Raw genomic sequence first — 21592 nt, forward strand, 5'->3', positions numbered from 1 at the left:
GCGCTCATCCCTCTCTGGCACGGGGCCACGTCGGCTACCAGCCGGGGTTCTCCGGCAGTGCGAGCCCGAGGTACTTGCTGTCATCCGACACCATCACGCCGGCGCGACAGCACTGTTCGAGGAAGGCCGTCACCTCGTCCCCGGAGACCGCCACGTCCTGTGCCGCCAGCATGCGGGTGATCGCCGCCGCTGAACGGGGCGCGTCCGCGCAGGCTTCGTAGGCTTCCGCCTTCCAGCCCGCGAGGACAGCCCGTCTGGGCCGGTCGGTCCTGCGGTCGATCAGCGTCAGCTTCCCGGGCAGTCGCTGGTGTACGAGGCTGGGCTTGGACTCGGCGAAGCGGGTCTGCCATGTGGAGACGGCGGCGTTCAGCGCCGCGACCGTCTCGTGGGACACGGTGCCAGACGCCTCGTAGTCGAAGAAGTACGCGATCTTCTCGGGGTCCAGGGAGGCCGGGTAGACATGGCCGTAGCTGGCCCGGGGCCGGATCTTGTCGATGGCGAAGGACGGGTCGGTGAAATAGGGGCTGAAGCGTTCCAGCCAGATCCTTCCGCAGCCCCCGGGCGGCTGCAGATGGTGCAGAAGCGGGAATAGGCGCAGCTGCTCGGTGTAGTCCTCCTCGGTCTCCCCCGGGAACCCCGCCAGGATGTTCCAGGCCACGTCGATCCCGTAGTAGGCAGCCCATTTCAGGAGCCGGATGTTGATCAGCTTGCTCGCGCCCTTGCGCATCAGGCGCAGCACATGGGTGCTGAGGCTTTCGATGCCGGGCTGGATGCGGAGGATCCCGGCGCTTCTCAGGGTCGCGAGCTGCTCCCGGCCGAGATTGGCCTTCACTTCGAAGAAGAGGTTCACGTCCCAGTGCTCCTGGGCCAGCAGCGTGCAGAGCGACGAGAAGTACCCCATGTCCAGGATGTTGTCGACGGTGTCGACGTGCACCGCCGGGTAGTCGCGCAGCAGCGCGCTGAGTTCGCTGAACGCGCGCTCGCCGGACTTGGATCGGTACGCCATGCCGAGCGCGTTGAGGCCGCAGAAGGTGCAGTGGTGTTTCTGGCCCCACCAGCACCCCCGGGAGAACTCGACCGGGAGTCGTACGGGCTCCCGGCCGAGCAGTCGTGCTCGGTCGAAGCGCTCCAGCCAGGCGAAGTAGTCCCGGTAGTCCGGAGTGGGGAGGTCGTCGAGGGCCTGCGGGCGCTGCGCGTCGGCGGTCTGCGGTGCGTGCGTCGTGGTTTGGCGCAGGACGCCGGTGATCGGGGTGTCCGTGCCGTCGGCGACGTTCCTCAGCAGTGCGGGGAACACGATGTCACCCTCGCCGGCCACCACGTAATCGAGCCAGGGCAGCTTTCTCGCGTACTCGGCGCCCATCTCCCCGTCGAAGTTGGCTCCCCCGTAGACCAGGGTCACGCCAGGGTGGAGTTCCTTGATCTTCCTGCCCAGTGCGAGGGACGCCGTGTTCTGCATGAACGTGGAGGTGAACCCGATGACGTCGTACTCTCCCCACACCGGTTCGGCCGCGCATGTGGCGATCCAGTCCGGCAGCGTCTCGCGGCGCATCTGCACCAGGTCCTCGAGACCTTTCCCGGTGAGCTCGTCCCAGATGGACTTCACTTCCGGGTATGCGGCGAAGTAGTCCTCGTCCGGGGTCACTTCGCCGAAGGCGGCATAGGAGAAGAGCCACTCCCCCATCAGGTGCAGCCGTTCCGAGGCGATGTTGGCGATGGTGTCGTATGCCTTGCCGCCGAAGAAGGAGGCGAACTCTATGTTGAGGTAGTGGCTGTCGCACTCGTGCCCGGCCTCGCGGGTGATCGCCTGCAATAGTCCGCACTGGATGGAGGGCGCATGGATGCGCGCCCACGGCATGTTGACCAGGGCAACTCGCAGAGCCTTGGCAGGCGGTGCAGCGGACGCCGTGTGGTCCGCGTCGGTCCGCACGGCCTCCGCTTCGGTCCGCACGGCCAGGGGCAGGCGGATGAGGCTCATCGGTTTCCCCTCAGGTCTGGGTCTGGGTCCGGGTCTGGGTACCTCGGTCACTCGAAGTCGTCGTGGCCGTGTCTGCTCGCGCGCCGGGCCTGGAGGAGGATCGACAGGGCGGCAAGGACGGTGAATCCGAGACCGGCGGCGATTTCCAGGCCCAGGTCGCCGAGGACCGGCCTGCCCTCCACCCCCGCGCGGACGGCGTCCAGGCCGTGCCGGGCCGGCAGCACCTGGCCGATAGCGTCCACCCACCCCACCCGGCCGGGCGGGATGATCGCGCCGCTGCACAGCATGACCAGATAGGACAGGACGTTGGGGGCCACCACGTCGGCCCGTTTGCCGACCGTCATCGTCGCCCCGGCGAGCCCCAGCACGCTGAGTGTGAACGCGATCAACGCGTACACCCATGCCCAGGGCAACAGCCGCATGGCGAAGTCCGTCATGCCGAGCAGGGGCGCCGCGATCGCGCCCTGGACGACGAGGAGGCCCCAGCCCACGACGGGATACGGCAGCACCCGAGCGATCTGAGTGACGGTGGGCGACAGCGCGCCGGTGCGGACCCGCGCGAAGGTGGCGTACTGCTTGTCCAGGACGGGCACGGCGACCACGCCGTTGACGTTGGTGCTGCTCAGCGCCAGCACCAGCGATCCGGCGAAGGCGTACTCGCGATGCTCGGGGCCCGCGAGGACGCCCGCGAGCGCGGTGAAGAACAGGATCTGCAGGATGCCGCGCGGCAGGGTCGCGCCGAGCAGGCCGGCGGGCGTCTGGAGCACCCGGTACTCCAGCCAGCCCATGCGGGCCGCCTCGACCGACCGCCAGGCCAGTGAGGCGCGGGCGGGGGCCACGGCGTGCGACGGGGCAATGTCATGCGAGGTCAAGCGTCCCCTCCTTCCTGGACCTCTCGACGGACCGACGGTAGGCGAAACCCGCGGCGCAGAAGTAGGCGAGGGTCAACACCGTCGCGATGCCCAGCGGGGCAAGCGTGACGCCCCCGGTGCTCGCGTCGACCAGGCAGTCCTTGATCCAGTGCAGGCTGAGCAGTTCGGGCGCCCAGCGCAGCCACTCGGGCAGCGCATCGGTGGGGATGAGCAGTCCGCCCAGGGCGAAGACCGGGTACATCAGCGCATGGGACCACACCAGCCCATTGCGGGTTACCAGGAAGAGGCAGGACACCAGCGTCCCCAGAGCGGTGCCCGAGCACACCAGCACCACGAGCGACACGACGGCCCACGCCGGGTGCGACAGGCTCAGCGGCAGCCCAAGTGCCGTCGCGGTGACGCCGGTGCTGACGAGGATCGCACCGACGCTGGTGAGGGTGGCGCCCAGACTCTTGCCGAGCAGCACCAGGTAGGGCGACCAGACTCCGGAGACACAGCGGGCCAGGGTGCCGAAGGTGCGCTCGCGGCGCAGGACTCCTCCGCTCATCCACACGGTGGAGCCCCACAGCGCGGTGAGCATGACGGCCACGACGAGTTCGGCCGCGCCGTCGGAGCCGGGGCGGCCGGTCTCCACCGCGATGACCAGGAACACCGCGGGCAGCATCCCGGAGTTGACCAGCAGCAGCGGATTTCGTTGCATGGCCCGCTGCTCCATGCGGAGCGCGGTCAGGAACATCCACGCGGCGCCCCTCACCTCACTTCACCGACTCGGCGGCCCTCTGCCAGGCGCGCGGCCACGTGCGAGTAGACGTCCTCGAGCCGCACCGGGTCGATGCGCACGTCCACCACGCTGACGTGCGCCAACGCCTGTTCCAGCAGGCCGAACGAGCCGACACTCCAGTCGCGGACGTGCAGCCGGAGGGTCCACGACCCATCGGCCACCTCGACGCCGCCGACAGCGATTTCGGGGGACGACAGGGCGCCGCCGTCGGGCGGACTGCCGGTGCCGCGCACGGTCACCGTGGCGGTGTAGCCGGCCTGCCGGGCGAACTCCTCGACTGGCAGGTCCGCCGCCAAGGTGCCGTCCGCGAGGATGATCACCCGGCTGGCAAGGCGTTCGATGTCGAGCAGATAGTGGCTCGTGAGGAGGACCGATACTCCCGTGTCGCGCAGGCGCGCGACTGTGTCGCGCAGCCGTTCGGCCTCTAGGGGGTCGAGGCCCACCGTCGGTTCGTCGAGAAGCAGGACGCGCGGCTCTGCGATCATGCCGATGGCGATGTGGAGGCGCTGGCGCATGCCCTTGGAATACGTCTCCACCGCGCGGCCCGCCGCGCCGACCAGGCCGACCTCCTCCAGCGCGGCGTCCAGCTTCGCGCTCAGGCCGCGCCGGCCCACGCCGGCGAGCATGGCGAAGAACCGCAGGTTGTCGCGGCCGTTCAGCTTGCTGTAGAGGCCACGGTCGCCGCCCAGCACGACGCCGGTCATACGGCGCACCTCTCGCAGATCGCGGGTGACGTCGTGGCCGAAGATCCGGGCGCCACCGGTCGTGGGCAGCAGCAGTGTGGCGAGGATCTTGGTGAGGGTGGTCTTGCCCGCGCCGTTGCTGCCCAGCAGACCCACGATCTCGCCGGCCCCGACCTGGAAGCTGACGTCGCGCAGGGCCACGAGTTCGCGTCCGCGGTCGACGAAGGTACGGCCCAGCCGTTCCACGACGATCGCCGGCGCGCTCAACGTCCCGTCCCCGTCGGGTGAACGTCCGCCGCTCCTTGCAGGAGGGCGGACCGCGCGGCGGCGAGTCTGGCCAGCGGGACCCGGGGCGCCGAGCACGAGACGTGGTCGAAGCCCGCCTCGGCGAAGAACCGCACAGCCGCCTCATCGGCCGCCTGCTCGCCGCAGACGCCGAGCGTGATGTCGGGTCGTACGGCCCGTGCCTCGGCGGCGACCTGGCGGGCCAGGGCCCCGACCGCCTCGACATCCAGCCGGGCGAAGGGGGATTCGGTGAGGAGACCCACGTCCTGGTAGGCGGGCAGCAGGTGCTGTTCGGCGTCGTCGCGGGAGAGGCCCCAGACAAGTGCGGTCAGGTCGTTGGTGCCCAGGGACAGCGAGTCCGCATGGCGGGCGATCGACCCGGCCAGCAGTGCGGCCCGCGGGGTCTCGATCATCGCGCCCAGCGAGATGCCCGCCCGAGCCGGGGAGGTTCCCAGGTGGGCGCAGACCTCGTCGAGCATGTCCCGGACGAAGACCAGTTCCGCCGGTGCGCTGACCATGGGGACCAGGAGTTCGGGCCGCGGGTCCCGGCCGGCGCGGCGCAGCGCGAGGGTCGCTTCCACCAGCGCCTTGATCTGTACGGCCGTCAGCGCCGGGAGCAGCACTCCCATCCGCACGCCGCGCACTCCCAGCATGGGGTTGTGCTCGTGCAGGCGGCGGGTTATGTCGAGGCGGTCCCGGTCGGCGGGGGCGTCCGTCGCCGCCGTGGTCAGGGTGAGTTCGGTCAGGTCGGGGAGGAACTCGTGGCGCGGGGGGTCGAGCAGACGGATGGTGACAGGCCGTCCGTCCATCGCGGCAAGTACGTCCGTGATCTCCGCTCTCAGGAGGGCGTGCACGGTGGCGAGGTCCTCCGTCAGGTCGGGGCCGGGCCGGGCCATCAGGACCCGTTGGAGCATCTGATGGCGCTCGCCGAGGAACATGTGCTCGAGTCGGCACAGTCCCACTCCGTCGGCGCCCAGCGCCCGCCCGGCGACGGCGTCCGCGCCGGTGTCGGCGTTCACCCGCACGGCGATGCGGGGCAGTCTCGTCAGCGCCTCGTCCAGCCAGCCCGGCAGCTCCCGAGCGACCTGCCGTTCGCCGGTGGGCCCCGTGCGGTCGCCGAGGTGGAGCACTCCGGCGTGGCCGTCCACCGTGACCAGGTCACCGGCGCGGACGGTGGCGCCGTGCGTGGTGCGCAGGACCTTGGCGTCGGGGTCCAGGACGCCGTCGACGAGGGCGGTGACGGCCGGCAGTCCCAGTCCGCGTGCCACGACCGCGGCGTGCGACGTCTGTCCGCCCCGCTCGGTGACGACGGCCGTCGCGGCCAGCAGACCCGGTAGATCCTCCGGCCTCGACTCGGTGAGGACCAGCACCGGCTGTCCGCCGTTCGCCTGCGCGGCGACGGCGTCGGTGGCGCTGAAGACGACGGCGCCGGAGGCGATACCGGGCGACACGCCGAGGCCACGCGCCGCCACGGGCAGATCGAGGGATTGCGCCGTTCCAGCACGCGCCTGTTCGACATCCCGCGGCTCCACCAGCGCCACCGCCTGTGCGGGGGTCAGTCGGCCGCGTTCGTACCGGCTGGCCACGGCGTGCAGGAGAGCGGCACCGCGCAAGGACGCCCGGGTCTTTGTGATGATGTGGGGCCTGCCCTCCTCGACGAGGAACTCCACCCTCACCGGCCAGTCGAGTTCGGCCTCGGCGGCGTGGACCGCCTCCCGTATCTGCGGGCCCCAGGGCTGCGTGTCGATCAGTTCGGCGAGATCCGCGCCGCCCTCTGACAGTAGTCGGGCTCCGGATCCGCCGACGAGAAAGGAGCCGGTCACGCCGGACCGGCCAGTCGACGGATCGCAGGAGCAGGCGAGGCCGCTGCCGCCGTCGGGGCCGCACCACAGCGGCTGTCGCCCGAGCCCGAACCGGGCCGGACCGGTCTCGGTCCTGGTCAACGCGCGCACCAGGACGCTCACTTGTTCGATCGGGTGGTCCGGCAGAACGGCACCAGGGTCCATGACAGCCAGCGCGGCAGTCAGCTCGTCCCGGCGCGCGGCGGCGAAGCCGTCACCGGCGAACCCTGCCAGCCACTGGTGGCTGGCAGGGTTCAGACCGAGAAACGACAGACAGCTTTCCTTCCGGCAGGGAAGCCATGCTGTCAGGAAGACGGGGCACTTCGCACTCCCGAGGCGACAGCCGGGATCGAGCGCGACGATCGCCTCACGAATGGTGTCGTCAGCGGCATCGACCGGCAGCCACAGCACTGAATCAGCAGGAGAAACGACCGGCGGACGATCCATGACCACGTACTGAATCCCCATCCCCAAGGGCTGAGGCCCCGTACCGTTTCCGGTCGTGAACCTCTGGTGACAACAGGCCCCGGCACCAGCCGGGGGCGGGTGGACGAGCGGCCTTACCGGTTCACGAACTCCGGACGGACACCGAGCAGGTACACACGGTCGTCCAGGTCAGCGGCATCCTCCGGGGTGATCGGAGAGAACTCCAGCTCAGCCAGGTCGGCGAGCTCCTCGACGTTCGAGTTTGTTATGTCCATGGCCCGACGCTAACAGCGAGCACTTATGACCACAAGGTGAACTCTCGTTGTACACGGCAAAGTTGACGAGATATCGACTTCACGGGCTCCACGAGACGCCGCCTGGTTGTCACCGCTGGCCCGGGCCCGCCCCGGAGACACCCCAGGAACGTTCCAGGAACACCCCGGCATCCGCCCGGCCGACGCCTTCCGGCCATCCGCTGCGGGAATCCGCAAAGCCTCCGGACTATGCTCACGTGGGTGCGGATCACCAAGTACACCCATTCCTGTGTCCGGTTGGAACACGACGACGGTGGCACGCTGGTCATCGATCCCGGCGTCTGGAGCGAGGCAGAGGCGCTCTCCGGCGCGGACGCGGTCCTGGTGACGCACGAGCACAACGATCACGTCGACGTATTGCGGCTGAAGGGTCTCGGCGTGCCCGTATACGCCCCCGAGTCGGCGCGGATTGCGGGCCTGGACTTCATCGGCGTCGTCCCTGACGAGGAGTTCGCCGCGGCAGGCTTCCGGGTGACCGCCCAGGGCGGGCGGCACGCGCGCATCTACGGCGACCTCCCGAACTGCGCCAACCTCGGCTACCTCGTCGAGGGCCGCCTCTACCACCCCGGCGACTCCCTGCACCGTCCCGACCGACCGGTGGAAACCCTGCTGGTTCCCCTGCAAGGTTCGTGGATGAAGACGGACGAGGCCATCGACTTCGTCCGCGCCGTCCAGCCGGATCGGGCCTACGGCATCCACGACGGGCAGATCAACGAGCGGGGCCTGAGCAGCATCAACGGCTGGCTCGCCGATGAGTGCGGCGACTGCTACCGCTGGCTTCCGCCGGCCGCGTCCGCCCGATGACCGAACCGTCCGTCCCCGTCCTGTTCACTGTCGCCGGTCCGCGCGGGCCGGGGCGCCTGAGCACCATGGCCCAGCCTCGCGGTCACGAGTTCCTGGCCACCGACATGAAGGCCCTGCGCGGCGCCGGCGTCGGCATCCTCGTCTGCGCCCTCCCCGACGCCGAGCGCGCCGAACTAGGGCTCACCGACGAGGCCCGTCTGGCCGAGGCCGCCGGGCTGCGATTCGTCGCCCTGCCCATCCCCGACTTCACGGTCCCGTCGATCCCCCTCGTGCTGCCGGCGCTGCGGGAACTCGCCGCGGAGCTGCGGGCCGGCGCCCATGTCGTGGCACACTGCCGCTGCGCCATCGGGCGATCATCCCTGATCGCGGTCTCCCTGATGATCCTCCTGGACATCGCTCCCGAGGCCGCCTGGGCGGCCATGGAACGGGCCAGGGGGACAGGGGTACCCGACACCGAGGAGCAGCGCGCGTGGACGCTGGAGTTCCACCGCATCGTCTCCGCCGGCGGGCAGCGTCGAAGGCCACGGCCACCTTGCGCACCGCCAGGGCTCGGCCGGCGGCCGGGGTAGCGGAACCGCCGTTCCTTCTTCGGCAGCAGCGGCTCGATCCGCTCCCGCAGGTGACGAGGCAGCAGGCCGGCTTGATGGGCGTCCCTGCCGATGGAGAAGGCGGGATTCCCGTTGTGGCAGCTGAACCGCATGACAGTGCAGTCCACGCCACGCGTAGGGCCTCGGCCCCCGAGTGGATGGTGCGCCACTTCGCGGCGGTGGCGCTTGGTGGCCGCCTCGCTCAGCCAAGGCGCACCTGCGGGGCGTCTCGTCGCACGCCGCTCTCACGCGACTATCGCCGACTGCGTCGAATCCTCCGGACCGAGTGCCCCTGACCTGGCATTACGCGCTCACCTTGGACTGACCTGGACGCCCACGGACGGTCTCTACAACCTGTGCCAGGTGGTGCCGAGTGAGGGCCCGATCACCAGGACCGGCGCGTCCTCGGGGCCGTCGAAGCGGTATTGCAGGGTGTTCGGTGGTGTCTCACTCACGCCCTCGGCCCTCTCACGTACCAGGACGGCGCCCATGGGCGGGTTCTCGGCGCAGTACAAAGAAAACGCTGCAAAGAAGTAGTTGCAAAGAAAGGGTTGCAACAGAGTCTTTGCATGGCTACCTTGGAGCCATGGAAGAACAGCCCGGCGTACAGGTCCGCACGCTCGACGCCCGCTCGCTGCGCGGGATCGCCCATCCGCTGCGCATGCGGCTGCTGGACGCGCTGCGCTTCGACGGACCGGCCACCGCATCCCAACTCGCCGCGAAACTGGGTGAGTCGAGCGGCGCGACCAGCTACCACCTGCGGCAGCTGGCGGCGCACGGCTTCATCAAGGACGCCCCCGAGCACGGCAAGGGACGGGAGCGCTGGTGGCAGGCGGCCAGCCAGGGGCTGACCTTCGACGACTCCCTGCTCAACCACTCCAGCCCGGAGGTGCGCGGGGCCGCCGAGATGTATCTGCACGAGGTCGCGCACACCCAGGCCCGGGACCTGTCGACCTGGCTCGGCGACCGCACCGCCTGGCCCGAGGAGTGGCAGCGCACCTGGGACATGAGCAGCGCGACCCTGCGGCTGACGCCCGAGCTCGCCGGTGAGCTCATCGGGAAGATGCACGCGCTCATCGACGAGTACCGCGGCCGGGTCACCGACGAGGCCGAGGGCGACAGCGCCCGCGTACGCCTGCACACCCATGCGTTCCCCCTCACCACCGAGTAAAGGAGAACCACCGATGCATCCCCACACCCACCTCGCCCTGCACCACGTCCGCACCGCCGAACTCCACGCCGAGGCCGACCAGCACCGCCTCGCCGCGGCCGCCCGGGCCCCCCGCGCTCTGCGCACCCGTCTCGGCTGGACCCTGATCGAGGTCGGCCTCCGCCTGACCTCCTCCCCCTACCCGCGGGCCGCGGTGGCCCTTTCCCGGGGGTAGGCCGCGTCGCCGGGCCCGGCGTCTGCCGGTCGACCGCCGCAGCGACTGCCTCCCGGCGCGCGGTCCGGCCCCTAGCGTGCCGCACAGGTGAGCGGCCGCGTCCGAGCGGCCGGACCATGTCCGCACCAAGGGAGTCCCCATGAAGAAGAACTCGTCCCGGACGGCGGCCGCCACCGCCGCCGTGGCCCTCGTCGCCGCCGGTGTCCTGGTGGCGGGATCGGCCACGGCCACCGCCGCCCCCGTCGAGCGCGTCACCTCGCTGGAACAGCTGAAGGCGGGCATCCAGCAGGCCGCCGAGCAGGAGTCCGGTGCCGCCCTGGACATCAACCCGACCGGCTACATCACCCAGAACAGCGCGGCCTCCCGCGCCGCCTGCTGACGCGGAGGGACCGAGGACCGTGGACGAGGACAAGTCCCCGACGAGCTGGTGTCCCAGTGGTGACGCGCACGCGCCCGAGGCGGTCGTCCTGGGTGTGCGGTCCGGACCGGAGGGCCGGGTCGCCTATCTGGCCGACCCGGTGCCCGCCTCCCAGGTGCTGGGCGACGTGCCCGAGGGCATCGATCCCCGGCGCATCCTGCGGTTCGCCTCGCACTGCGTCAGCGGCTGCGCCAACCGGCGGGGCGACGACTGCGCCCTCGTGGAGCGGGTGGTCGCCGCCGCGCCGAGAGCGGTCGAGGCGGCCGTACCGCGCTGCCATCTGCGGACGAAGTGCCAGTGGTGGACGCAGAGCGGTGTCGAGGCGTGCCGGCGCTGCCCGGCGGTCTCGACCCGCCATCACGCCGACGACGCACTCGCCGGGCTGATCGCGGACCCCGCGACCACCCGCGAACAGCTGGACGCCTGGATCGCCGCCGGGGCCGTCTGACCGTCCGGCCGCCGGGCGGTGGTGGCCGTATCCGGGCCCTCAGGGGCGACCGGGTACAGTGCCCGGCGGCATTCCGGCCGCCCGAGGAGGGGAAACGTGACCGACACCAGCGAGGCCCGGTCCGCGGACGGTGAGGCGGCAGCGGTGCCGCCGAACCGGGTGCGGCGCCTGATGCGTTACCTCCCCCTGATCGCCCCGGTCCTGCTGTGGGCCGTGCCGTGCTGGGTGCTGCTGTACGCCGGGCAGCACTGGCCGCTGCCCGTCACCGCGGGCGGCACCTGTCTCTTCGGACTCGGCCTCGTCACCATGCCGGTCGCGATGGTGCGGGGGCACGGCAGACGGCAGCAGGACCGGGCGGCGATCACCGGGGACAGCCTGCTCGGATCCATCTGGGTGCTGTTCACCTGGTCCGTGCTGCTCGGCGTCCTGCTGCGGCTCGCCCTGACCGCGGCCGGGGCCGGCGACGGGCAGGACCGGGCCAGGATCGTCACCTGGTCGGTGCTCGCGGCCGCCGCCCTCCTGCTCGGCTGGGGTTACGCCGAGGCGCGCCGGGTGCCGAGGGTGCGCCGGGTCGAGGTGCGGCTGCCGCGCCTCGGGCCCGGCCTGGACGGCACGCGGGTCGTCCTCATCACCGACACGCACTACGGGCCGCTGGACCGGGTCCGCTGGTCGGAGCGGGTGTGCGCGGAGGTCGACGCGCTGGAGGCGGACCTGGTCTGCCACACCGGTGACATCGCGGACGGCACCGCCGACCGCCGCCGCGCCCAGGCCGCGCCGCTCGGCACGGTGCGCGCCGCCCACGCCCGCGTCTACGTCACCGGGAACCACGAGTACTACAGCGAAGCCCAGGGCTGGGTGGACCTGATGGACGAGCTGGGCTGGCAGCCGCTGCGCAACCGCCATGTGCTGCTCGAACGCGGCGGCGACACCCTCGTGGTCGCCGGTGTGGACGACGTCACCGCCGAGTCCTCGGGCCTGGCCGGTCACCGCGCGCACCTCGCCGGGGCACTGGACGGCGCCGATCCTGATCTGCCGGTCCTGCTCCTGGCCCACCAGCCGAAGTTCATCGACCGGGCCGCCGAGGGCGGCGTCGACCTCCAGCTGTCGGGCCACACCCACGGCGGGCAGATCTGGCCCTTCCACTACCTGGTCCGCCTCGACCAGCCGGCCGTCGCAGGGCTGAGCAGCCACGGCGACCGCACGCAGCTGTACACCAGCCGGGGCACCGGATTCTGGGGCCCGCCGTTCCGCGTCTTCGCGCCCAGTGAGATCACCCTGCTGGTGCTGCGCTCCCCGGAGGGACCGGCCGGAACCACCGCTTCCTGACCTGCGGTCGGCCGTGGCGCCGCTTGTCGCGATCTCGGCCGGTCCAGCAGACTGCACCCGGCCGGAGACCGACGTCCTCCGGCGGCCGAGCAGGCGTGACGGGGGTGTGTCCGACGGTGTGGCAGGAGATGGCGGCGGCCGAGATGGCGCCGGACAACCGGTTCGAATGGTTCGAGCAGGTGGTGTCCGACGTCCTGCTGCCCACGGAGTTCCGCGCCGCGGACCCGGTCGGCTTCGACGCGCGGGGCGGGATGCTCAGTCTCGGCACCGTACAGCTGGCGCGGTTCAGCTACGGGCCGCTGCGGTCGCGCAGGACCCCGGCGCTGATCCGGAGAGGCGATCCGGAGCAGTACCAGCTGGCGCTGGTGACCCGTGGTTCGGCCTGGTTCGCTCAGCAGGGCGGCGAGGCCGAACTGGGCGTCGGCGGCATGGCGTTGTGGGACACCTCGCGTCCGTACGAGTCGGGGTCGGGGACGGACGGGCGCGAGGTCGAGGTGCTCGTCCTCCAGATACCGAAGGCCCGGATGCCGTTGCCGTCGCAGCGGGTGGACCGGGTCCTCGCGCGGAGTGTCCCGGGCGACGCGGGGATGGGCGCGATCCTGGCCGGCTTCCTGACGAACCTCGCCGCCACGGGGGCCGGCTGCACACCCCAGCAGCTCGGTGTGCTCGGCGAGATGGCGGTGGACATGGCCGCGTCCTGCCTGGCCGACCGGATCGGCTCCTTCCCCGTGGAGGCGCCCGCCGAGCTGCGGGCGCACGTCCTGCTGCGGCGGGTCAGCGCCTTCGTCGACCGTCACATCGGGGACCCCGGACTGTCGCCCGCTCTCATCGCCGCCCGCCACCACCTGTCGCTGCGCAGCCTGCACGCCCTCTTCCGTGACCAGCCCGAGAGCGTTGCCGCGATGATCCGCCGCCGCCGGCTCGACGGCTGCCGCACGGACCTGGCCCGCCCCGAGCTGCGCCGGCAGCCCATCCAGGCCGTCGCCGCCCGGTGGGGCTTCACCGACGCGACCGTGTTCAGCCGGGCCTTCCGCGCGGCGTACGGGATGGCACCGCGCGACTACCGCGCCGACGCCCTGCGCTCGGCGGAGGGAGCCGGTCGGGGCAGCGCGTGGTAGTAGCGGACGCAGGACTCCACCATGCCGTCCTCGGCGATGCGGAAGAAGTCCACGAAGCGCACACACGGGTCGTCGGCGCCCGGGCCGAAGCGGCGCCCTGCGGCCACCACGTTCCGGGCGTGCGCGACGACGTGGTCGATCTCGTGGCGGGCCGGGGCCCCGAGGTGGTGGCGGTGGGCGTGCAGGAACGCGGTCCGGCCGTGGGCCGTAGGGGCGCCGGGCAGGTCCAGGGTGACGTCGTCGTGCAGCAGGGAGGCGCACGCGTCGAGGTCGCCGGCGTCGAGGTATTCGTAGACGAGACGGACGTGGTCGGTCCCCGCGGCGGTGACCAGGTCGCCCCCGGTGTACGGGGCGCTGCTCGTCCAGGCGTCGGTGTGCATGTGGACGCCTCCTTTCTCCTTCGCCCGGCACTCTTCCGGGCCGCGCCAACCCCCGCCTATCGCGCCGCTATTCGCTGACCGGTCACGCTGGGCACGCAGGATGGACATATGCGTGAGGATTGTGAAAACTGTGGGGACGTTGGTCCCGGAGTATCAACGCGCACGAGCTGGGGGTCTCGGTGGCCGAGGGTACGACGCACACGGTCCAGGATGCCCCCGGCACGGCGAGACCACCCTTCCAGTTGCTGGGGCCGCTCCAGGTGCGCGGCAAGGACGGTCCGCTGCGGGTGCCGCCCGGGCGGCAGGAGGTCATCCTCGCCGCCTTACTGCTCGAAGCAAACCGGGTGGTCAGCACGAACTATCTGGTGGACCTCATCTGGGAGGACAACCCGCCGGAGACCGCGCGCACCCAGGTGCAGATATGCGTGTCCCGGCTGCGGAAGCTCCTGGCGGGCGCGGACAGCACGGTGTCGATATCGACCCGCCCGCCGGGATACGTCCTGCACGTGGACACCGGGGACGTGGATTCACTGCTCTTCACCGGACTGGTCGCGATGGCCAGGCGACAGCGCGACGAGGGTGAGTCCGAGAAGGCGGTGGCGCTCCTGAAGTCCGCGGTGGCGCTGTGGCAGGGGCACTCCCTGACCGGTTTGGACAGCACCCCGCTCGCCAACAAGGCGCGTCGGCTCGACGAGGAGCGGCTGAGCGCCGTCGAACTGCGGATGCAGTTGGAGCTGGAGCTCGGCCGGCACGACCGGCTGGTCGGTGAGCTGCAACTCCTCACGCACGAGAACCCGTTGCGGGAACGGCTGCGGGGCCAGCTGATGTGCGCCCTCTACTGGTCCGGCCGGCAGGCGGAGGCGCTGGAGGCGTTCCGGGACGGGCGCCGGATCCTCGACCAGGAGCTGGGGCTCGAACCGGGCCGGGAGCTGCGCCGGCTGGAGGCGGCGATCCTCGCCGGTGAACTGCCTCCGCCGGCAAGGGTGCAGACACCCCGGTCGAGGGGCGACGGGGCCGCGTCGGGCGCGGGTCCCGCCGAGACCGCCGCACCCCGTCAGCCGTCCGACGGCAGCGGGCGCGCCGTGCCCGGCACCGACGCCATCAGCGACGCCACCGCTCGTACCGGCCCAGGCCGTACCGGGCCCGGCAACCCCTCCGGCGCCCCGGACGCGCGCCCGGCACCCCGAGCCGGCCAGGACTCCCCCGCCGCCCCCGCCGAACCGCAGCCGCACGACGTCCGGCCGCAGCAGCTGCCCGCCGCGACCCCGGACTTCGTGGCCGACGAGGCGCAGCTCGCCGCGCTGGAGAAGGCGCTGACCGGGGGCCGGGAGCGCAAGGCGGTCGGTCTGGCCGTGATCACCGGGAAGCCGGGCACCGGCAAGTCGACGCTCGCCGTGCATCTCGCACACCGGCTCGCGGAGACCGGGTTCCCGGACGGCCAGTTGTACTGCGATCTGCGCGGCACCGGCACCCCGGCCACCACCGCGGAGGTGCTGGGCCGCTTCCTGCGGGCGCTGGGCATCCCGGGCCAGCTGATCCCTGACGCGCTGGACGAGCGGGCGGAGATGTACCGCACCCGGCTCGCGTCCCGCCGCCTCCTGGTGGTCCTGGACGACGCCGCCTCGGAGAGCCAGGTGCAGCCGCTGCTGCCGGGGAGCCCGGACTGCGCGGTCCTGGTCACCAGCCGGGCCCGGCTGACCGCCCTGCCGGGCGCGCACCGGGTGGAGCTGGACGTCCTGGACGAGGAGCGGGCGCTGAAGCTGCTGTCCCGGATCATCGGGGAGGAGCGGGTCGAGGGCGAGACCGCGTCGGCCGAGGCTCTGGTGCGTACGGTGGGCCGGCTGCCGTTGGCGCTCCGGATCGTCGCCGCCCGGCTCGCCGCCCGCCCGCACTGGACGCTCGCGTCGATGGTGCACCGCCTGGCCAACGAGCGGCACCGGCTGGACGAGCTGGCTCACGGCGAGATGACGATGCGCGCCAGCCTGTCGCTGACGTACAACGGTCTGGCGCCCGAGGACCGGGGTCTGCTGCGGCTGCTCTCCATGGCCCGTACTCCGACGCTGCCGGGCTGGCTGGCGGGCGCGCTGCTGGAGGACGACCGCCCCGTGCCGTCGGACCTGCTGGAACCGCTGGTCGACATGCAGATGCTGGATGTGGTCGGGGTGGAGCGGACCGGCGGCTACCGGTACCAGTTCCACGAGATCATCCGCGTCTACGCGCGCGAGCAGCTGGCCGCGCAGGACGCGCCGGAGCTGCGCCGGGACGCTCTCGTCCGGATGGCGGGCGGCTGGATGTATCTGGCGCAGGAAGCCCACCGCAAGGTGTACGGCGGTGACTTCACCGTGCTGCACGGCGACGCCCCGCGCTGGGCGCCTCCCCCGTCGTGCACGAGCGACCTGCTCGCGGATCCGCTGGCCTGGTTCGACGCGGAGCAGGGAGCCCTGTGCGGGATGGTGGAGCACGCAGCCGACGAGGGCCTGCACGACGTCAGCTGGAATCTGGCGACGACCCTGGTGACGCTGTTCGAGGTGCGGGGCCACTACGACTTGTGGGAGCAGACCCACGTACGGGCGCTGGCCGCCGTGCGCAAGGCCGGCAATCTGCGGGGTACCGCCGCCGTTCGGGCCTCGCTGGGTTCGCTGTACTTGAGCCGCAACGAGTTCGACATGGCACGCCAGGCGCTGAGTTCGGCGCTCGACGTCTTCCAGGCGCTGGACGAACCGCAGGGCGAGGCGCTGTGCCGCCGCGACATGGCGCTGATCGCGCGGACGAACGGTGAGGACGACACCGCTCTCGGGCTCTACGAGCGGTCCCTGGCCGATTTCGACCGGGCCGGTGACGTGGTGGGCCGGGCGATCGTGCTGACGCAGAGCGCCCACATCCGGATGCGCCGGGGCGAGACGGACGCGGCACAGGCGCAGTTGGACGAGGCCCTGGAGATATACGACGGGGTCGGCTACCTGGGCGGCAGGGCGCGGACCCTGCGCCGGGTGGGCCAACTACTGCTGGAGCGGAGTGAGCTGGACCTCGCGGTGCTGACGTTCACGGAGGTCCTGGAGCTGTGCCGGGATTCCGGTGACGTGATCGGCGAGGGGCATCTGCTGCGGGACCTCGGTCAGGCGTTCGTGCTGATGGGGCGGCCCGACCGGGCAAGGTACTTCTTCGACCGGGCCGTCGCGGCCCGGGAGCACATCATGGATTTCGGCGGTGGCGCTCTGGCCCGCCTGGATCTGGCGCGGCTGCTGGGCGAGGAGGAGCCGGGGCGTTCCCGGGAGCTGCTGGCCCCCGCGGTGGAGGTCTTCACCAGCCGGGGCATGAAGCGTGAACTGGCGGAGTCACGGCGGCTGTTGGGCGCGAGCTGAGTCCTGCGGGCGACTGATCGGCGCCGGCTGGGCCTCGCGGGCAGCGGGCGGGGCGCAGGGGGGCCCGGCGGGGTCAGTCCCAGGGGTTGTTGTCGGTGGAGCCGGTGGCGCCCGGGGTGGGAGTGCTGCTGGTGCCGGTCGGCTGGGTGCCGGTGCCGGACGTGTCGTCGGCCCAGCCGGCCTGGATGCCGATGCCGGTGACGATCACGACCGCGACGGTGGCGAAGGCGGCGCGGAGAGCGTTGCGGGCGGTGGTGTTCTTGTTCATCGGACTGTCCCTTCGTCGGTGTTCCGTTTCCTTCTGGACACCAAATTAGGAACGGGCGGATTCACGGCACCGCCCCCGCCCCTATCCCCCCGCTATCACGGTCCGGCGCCCCCTATCGCCCGGCCGCGCGGCAGCCCGGCCGGCTATCCCGGAGGGCCGGGGCGGCCCCTGACGGCGTTGGCCGCGCGATGCCTCCCGGATAGGGCGCGTGCGGAGGATTCCGGCAGCAGCAAGGCACGACAGCCGTCCCTCCGGCGCCCCGGCCCCCAGCCGCTTCCCGGGCGCTCATTCCCCGACGAGCAGGAGTCCTTCCATGACGCTCAGCCACCCCCCGCAGGCCACCCCGGCCACCACCGCCCCGCTCGGTTCCCTGATACGCGGACACCGGCTCCGTATCGGCCTGACCCAGAGGGAGTTGGCGGACCTGTCCACCATCAGCGTGCGGGCCATCCGGGACCTGGAGAAGGGGAAGGCCCAGCGGCCCAGGACGGATACGGTGCGGCTCATCGCCGACGCGCTCAGACTCGGCCCCCGGGCCCGTGCCGCGCTGGAGGCTTCGGCCCGGCGCGGGTCCCGGGCGGACGGTGGCACCCGGCGCCTGTCCATGGAGCGGGCCGCACCGCCCGTGCCGCTGTACCCGCTGGTCGGGCGCGACGCGGAGACCGGTGTCCTCGTGGAGGAGCTGCGGTCCGGCACCGAACGACTTGTGACGGTCGTCGGGTTGAGCGGTGTGGGCAAGACCCGGCTCGCCCTGGAAGCGGCTGCCCGACTGCACGACGCCGGGCTGCCGGTGCTGTGGCACGACGGTGACGGCGCCGCGGCCGACTGCCTGCGCGCCGACGAAGACCCGTTGCCCCGGCTCGCCGACGACTGCGCCCGGTTCCTGCGGGGCGGCGGTGTGCCCGAGGATGTGCTGCCCGAACTGGCGGACGCGCCGGCCGCCCTCGATGACGACGGGAGCCCTTCCGTACGCGGCGCCGCCGTGCTCGTCCTCGACGGTGTCGACACCGCCGGCCTGGACTTCGGCCGCCTGCGCAGGCTCCTGCGCACGTTCCCGGGTCTGCGGCTGCTGATCACCGGTGACCGGCCCTGGAACGTACCCGGTGAACGCCTGTTCCTGCTCTCCCCGTTGGAGGCGCCGGACCCGGCGGCCGGGCACCCGGACGCGCCCGCCGTACGGTTCTTCCTCAGCCAGCTCCGCCGCGTCCGGCCGGACATCGTGCCCGATGAGCAGGCACGCGCGGACGTGGCCTGGATCTGCCACCGCCTCGACGGCCACCCCGCGGCGCTCGGTGCCGCCGCTTCCTGGCTCACCGTGTGCGACCTGTCCACCCTGCGGAACATCGTGGACTCCGACCCGGCCCCGCTCCTCGACCACCTGGCCGGCGGCCCGGACGGCTCCCGCCTCCAGGTACGGGTGAGCCGCGCCCTCGCCATGCTGCCCGCCCCGTACCGGTCGCTCATCGGTGAGTTGGGCGAGGTGGGCGACGGGGAGTTCCTGCTCCAGGACGTCGTGCGGCTCACCGGCCGCCCGTTGCCGGAGTGCGGCCGGCTGATCCGCGAACTGCTGGTCGGCGGCATGATCCGGACCAGCGCGGACGGGGGGCGCTCGGCGTTCCGGGTGCTGTGCGTGGTGCGGGCGGCAGCGGGGGCGACGGCTGCGGTGTGACGGCTGCCGCACGCGGCGGGCCGGTGCGGGCGGCGGGTGCTGCGCGGTGCGCGGGTGCTGCGCGGTGCTCCGGTGCGGTGCGGTGTGCGGGTGTTGCCCGGTGCTCCGGTGCGGTGCGGTGTGCGGGGGGGGGCTCGCCTGCCGTTCGACTGCCGCCGCACCGCCGAACTGCTGGCCCTACCGCCGGAACAACTGCCGCTCGGCATCCGGCCCCGGCGGTTGTATGGCACTGCCCCGCCCCTCCCGCCGCGACCCACAGGAGACCTCATGCCGTCCGACGCCACCGTCGCACCCGCTCCGGCCGCCTTCCGGTTGCCGCTCTCGGAGGCCCAGCGTGACATCTGGACGGCGCACACCCTGGACTCCACCGGTCTGAAGTACAACGTCGCCGAGTGCCGGGACATCCTGGGCCCGGTCGACCCGGCGTTGATGGCTGCCGCCTGGCGCCGCCTCGTGGAGGAGGCGGACGTCATGCGCACCCGCTGCTTCGAGGACGACGGCGAGCAGGTGTGGCAGCTGATCGACGCCGACCCGGGCGACCGGACGCTCGCGTACACCGATGTGAGCGGCGAGGCCGACCCGGAGAGCGCGGCCTGGGGGCTGGTGGACGCGGCGGTCGGGGCGCCCTTCGATCTGACCCGGGAGTCCCCGGTCCGTTGCGCGCTGATCAAGCTCGCCGAGGACCGCTCCTTCTACATGTACACCTTCCACCACCTGCTCGTGGACGGCGCGAGCGTGTCGATGCTGCTGCACCGGCTGGTCGAGCTGTACGAGCGGGCGGTCGACGGTGAGCCGTGGGGCGAATCGCCGTTCGGCCGGCTGGCCGACCTGCACGCGGAGGACGCCGCCTTCCGGTCCTCCGACGCGGCCGACGCCGAACGGGTCGCGTGGCGCGAGCACTTGAGCGGTGCGCCGGATGCGGCGCCCGGTCTCGTCCGGGGCACGGGCCGGGCGACCCCGTCCAGGGATGCGCTGCCCTTCGCCCGGCGCACGGTACTGGTGCCGGCGGCGGAGGCGGACCGGTTGCGCACCGTCGCACGGGCCGAGCGGGTCTCCTGGCCCGTCCTGGTGGTCGCGCTGTTCACGGTGTACCTGCACCGGGTCACCGCGCAGGACGAGCTGATGCTGGCGCTGCCGGTGGCGGGCCGCACCACGAAGACCGCGCGCAGCACCCCGGGCATGGCGTCCAACGTCGTGCCGCTACGGCTCCGGGTGGACGCCGGCGAGACGCTGGGCGCCCTGGTGCGGGCGGTGTCCGCCGAGGTCAAGCACGGTCTGCGCCACCAGCTGACCCGGTACGAGGACTTGCGACGGGACGCCGGCGCGCTCACCGGGGGGCGGCGACTGACGGGTCCTGCGCTCAACATCATGGGGTTCAACGCGGACCTCACGGTGTGCGGCAACCCCACGGTCAACCACAACGTGAGCAACGGCCCGGTGGACGACCTCAGTGTCGCCGTGTACGACCTGGGCGCGGCGGACGGTCTCCGGATCGACTTCGACACACCGGTGGAAGGCGTCGATCCCGAGGCCGTCGCGGCCCACCAGGACCGGTTCGTCGCCTTCCTGACCGCTGCCACGAAGACGGACGCGGAGGCTGTGGAACCGGGCGCTCGGAGCGTCGCGGAGTTGGACGTGCTGTCGGCTGGTGAGCGGGAGTTGCTGCTCGGAGCGTGGGCCGGAGAGGTGTCCGGCCGGGACGACGTGTCACTCGTGCAGCGCTTCGAGGAGCAGGTGGCACGGGTCCCGAACGCGGTCGCGCTGATCGACGGCGACGAGCGGATCACGTACGCGGAGTTGAACGCGGCCGCCAACCGCTGGGCGCGCGAGCTGCGCGGGCGCGGTCTCGGCCGGGGCGACCTCGCCGGCATCCTCCTGGAACGCGACGCCACCTTCGCCACCGCCCTCATCGCCGTACTCAAGACCGGCGCCGGACACGTACTGCTCGACCCCGACTTCCCGGACGAGCGGCTGCGGTCGGCGGCGGACGAGGCCGCGATCAGCCACCTGGTCACACGGGCAGGACTCGCGGACCGCCTTCAGGGCGCGTGGATGACGTGTGTGGAGGGCCCGGACGACGTGACCGGCCACAACGCGACCAACCTGGGTGTCCCGATCCGGGGTGACGACCTCGCGTGCGTGATGTTCACCTCCGGCTCCACAGGACGGCCCAAGGGCATCGTCTCCTCGCACCGCAACCTCGTCTCCACCCTGGTCGGGCAGACCTATCTCCCCACGAGCCCGGAGGAGATATACCTCCAGTCCTCCCCCATCTCCTGGGACGCCTTCAGCCTCGAATTCTGGGGGCCACTGCTCCACGGCGCACGGGTCGTCCTGCAACCCGGGCAGAAACCGGAGCCGGCGCTCATCGCGGAACTGGCCACCAAGCACCACGTCACGACCCTGCTGCTGTCGGCCAGCCTCTTCAACTACCTCACCGACGAACACCCTGAAACCTTCGACTCGGTCACGACCGCGTACACGGTGGGCGAGGCGGCGTCCCCGACACACGTGCACAGGCTGCAGACCATCCGGCCGGGTATCGAGGTGGTCAACGGGTACGGGCCGGCGGAGGCGATGATCTACGCCACCACCCACACCATCGAGCCCACCGACGCCCCGCACACCGCCATCCCCATCGGCACCCCAC

At 71.9% G+C, this 21592-nt stretch carries 19 protein-coding genes; 11 read left to right on the forward strand and 8 right to left on the reverse strand.

The features are described from left to right. Positions 1–34: 34 nt before the first annotated feature. The 6 genes from ACN6LM_RS16610 to ACN6LM_RS16635 all read right to left on the reverse strand — a co-directional run bounded on the left by ACN6LM_RS16610 (position 35) and on the right by ACN6LM_RS16635 (position 7138). Complete coding sequence (locus ACN6LM_RS16610; protein ID WP_445066130.1) at positions 35–1975, reverse strand: RiPP maturation radical SAM C-methyltransferase; 1941 nt, start codon at positions 1973–1975, stop codon at positions 35–37. 47 nt (positions 1976–2022) lie between these two features. Continuing rightward, positions 2023–2847 carry an ABC transporter permease gene (locus ACN6LM_RS16615; RefSeq protein WP_445066131.1) on the reverse strand — a complete coding sequence of 275 codons (825 nt, stop codon included), beginning with the start codon at positions 2845–2847 and terminating at the stop codon, positions 2023–2025. Continuing rightward, positions 2834–3583, reverse strand: coding sequence for an ABC transporter permease (locus tag ACN6LM_RS16620; protein ID WP_445066132.1), 750 nt, complete (start codon positions 3581–3583; stop codon positions 2834–2836). Before ACN6LM_RS16620 ends, ACN6LM_RS16615 begins: the two co-directional genes overlap by 14 nt. A 14-nt stretch (positions 3584–3597) precedes the next feature. After that, a complete protein-coding gene (locus tag ACN6LM_RS16625) occupies positions 3598–4578 on the reverse strand; it encodes an ABC transporter ATP-binding protein (RefSeq protein WP_445066133.1) in 981 nt (326 codons plus the stop codon). Continuing rightward, positions 4575–6884, reverse strand: a complete 2310-nt coding sequence (locus tag ACN6LM_RS16630; protein WP_445066134.1) for a putative PEP-binding protein — start codon at positions 6882–6884, stop codon at positions 4575–4577. Before ACN6LM_RS16630 ends, ACN6LM_RS16625 begins: the two co-directional genes overlap by 4 nt. 113 nt (positions 6885–6997) lie before the next feature. Beyond that, positions 6998–7138, reverse strand: coding sequence for a hypothetical protein (locus ACN6LM_RS16635; protein WP_445066135.1), 141 nt, complete (start codon positions 7136–7138; stop codon positions 6998–7000). Between the two features lie 228 nt (positions 7139–7366). Between ACN6LM_RS16635 and ACN6LM_RS16640 the strand changes: the two genes are divergently transcribed. The 8 genes from ACN6LM_RS16640 (at position 7367) to ACN6LM_RS16675 (ending at position 13263) form a co-directional block, all read left to right on the forward strand. Further along, the gene (locus ACN6LM_RS16640) at positions 7367–7981 is read left to right on the forward strand and encodes an MBL fold metallo-hydrolase (protein ID WP_445066136.1); all 615 of its coding nucleotides are present in this window, start codon (positions 7367–7369) and stop codon (positions 7979–7981) included. Next, a complete protein-coding gene (locus ACN6LM_RS16645) occupies positions 7978–8550 on the forward strand; it encodes a phosphatase domain-containing putative toxin (RefSeq protein WP_445066137.1) in 573 nt (190 codons plus the stop codon). Before ACN6LM_RS16640 ends, ACN6LM_RS16645 begins: the two co-directional genes overlap by 4 nt. 604 nt (positions 8551–9154) lie before the next feature. Next, on the forward strand, positions 9155–9739 hold the full coding sequence (locus ACN6LM_RS16650) for an ArsR/SmtB family transcription factor (protein WP_445066138.1): 585 nt from the start codon (positions 9155–9157) through the stop codon (positions 9737–9739). A 13-nt stretch (positions 9740–9752) separates the two neighbouring features. Then, a complete protein-coding gene (locus ACN6LM_RS16655; RefSeq protein WP_445066139.1) occupies positions 9753–9953 on the forward strand; it encodes a hypothetical protein in 201 nt (66 codons plus the stop codon). 139 nt (positions 9954–10092) lie between these two features. Then, positions 10093–10332 (forward strand): hypothetical protein, encoded by a 240-nt coding sequence (locus ACN6LM_RS16660; RefSeq protein WP_445066140.1) that lies wholly within the window; start codon positions 10093–10095, stop codon positions 10330–10332. A gap of 19 nt (positions 10333–10351) precedes the next feature. Then, the gene (locus tag ACN6LM_RS16665; RefSeq protein WP_445066141.1) at positions 10352–10819 is read left to right on the forward strand and encodes a hypothetical protein; all 468 of its coding nucleotides are present in this window, start codon (positions 10352–10354) and stop codon (positions 10817–10819) included. A 96-nt stretch (positions 10820–10915) separates the two neighbouring features. Continuing rightward, complete coding sequence (locus ACN6LM_RS16670) at positions 10916–12145, forward strand: metallophosphoesterase (RefSeq protein ID WP_445066142.1); 1230 nt, start codon at positions 10916–10918, stop codon at positions 12143–12145. Between the two features lie 116 nt (positions 12146–12261). Beyond that, on the forward strand, positions 12262–13263 hold the full coding sequence (locus ACN6LM_RS16675; RefSeq protein ID WP_445066143.1) for an AraC-like ligand-binding domain-containing protein: 1002 nt from the start codon (positions 12262–12264) through the stop codon (positions 13261–13263). On the opposite strand, the gene ACN6LM_RS16680 is transcribed toward ACN6LM_RS16675, so the two are convergent. Next, positions 13206–13643, reverse strand: a complete 438-nt coding sequence (locus ACN6LM_RS16680; RefSeq protein WP_445066144.1) for a nuclear transport factor 2 family protein — start codon at positions 13641–13643, stop codon at positions 13206–13208. The genes ACN6LM_RS16675 and ACN6LM_RS16680 overlap by 58 nt on opposite strands. Positions 13644–13822: 179 nt before the next feature. On the opposite strand from ACN6LM_RS16680, the gene ACN6LM_RS16685 reads away from it, so the two are divergent. Then, positions 13823–17005: an AfsR/SARP family transcriptional regulator gene (locus ACN6LM_RS16685; protein ID WP_445066145.1), complete on the forward strand. Its 3183-nt coding sequence runs from the start codon at positions 13823–13825 to the stop codon at positions 17003–17005. A 73-nt stretch (positions 17006–17078) separates the two neighbouring features. On the opposite strand, the gene ACN6LM_RS16690 is transcribed toward ACN6LM_RS16685, so the two are convergent. Next, on the reverse strand, positions 17079–17273 hold the full coding sequence (locus tag ACN6LM_RS16690; RefSeq protein ID WP_445066146.1) for a hypothetical protein: 195 nt from the start codon (positions 17271–17273) through the stop codon (positions 17079–17081). 313 nt (positions 17274–17586) lie between these two features. On the opposite strand from ACN6LM_RS16690, the gene ACN6LM_RS16695 reads away from it, so the two are divergent. Continuing rightward, on the forward strand, positions 17587–18942 hold the full coding sequence (locus ACN6LM_RS16695) for a helix-turn-helix domain-containing protein (RefSeq protein WP_445066147.1): 1356 nt from the start codon (positions 17587–17589) through the stop codon (positions 18940–18942). A 267-nt stretch (positions 18943–19209) separates the two neighbouring features. After that, on the forward strand, positions 19210–21592 hold a 2383-nt coding region (locus ACN6LM_RS16700; RefSeq protein WP_445066148.1), incomplete at its 3' end, for an AMP-binding protein.

It is taken from the genome of Streptomyces sp. SAS_281 (assembly GCF_052542855.1).